Raw genomic sequence first — 301 nt, 5'->3', positions numbered from 1 at the left:
ACCTGCGCCGCCATGACACGCTCGCGGAGCTCTCGGCCGGGTTCGGCATCTCCGTCGGGACCGCTCACGCCTACGTCAGCGCCGTCATCAGCCTGCTCGCCGCTCGTGCGCCGGGCCTGCTGAAGGTGTTGCGCGAGACGGATCCTGACTTCGCCCTCCTCGACGGGACTCTCGCTGAGTGCGACCGCGTGGGCGACGGCAAGGCGGACTACTCGGCCAAGCACCGGCGTCACGGTGTGAACGTACAGGTCGTGACCGATCCGATGGGCCGGCTCCTGTGGCTGTCGCCCGCTCTGCCGGG

General features: G+C 70.1%; 1 protein-coding gene. It reads left to right on the top strand.

The window, feature by feature from the left end:
• On the top strand, nucleotides 1–301 hold a 301-nt coding region (locus N4G70_RS36945), incomplete at both ends, for a transposase (RefSeq protein WP_261717165.1).

Origin of the sequence: Streptomyces sp. ASQP_92 (assembly GCF_025399895.1) — a bacterium.
Classification (GTDB): Bacteria; Actinomycetota; Actinomycetes; order Streptomycetales; family Streptomycetaceae; genus Streptomyces.
This window is presented reverse-complemented; position numbering and strand designations above follow the sequence as displayed.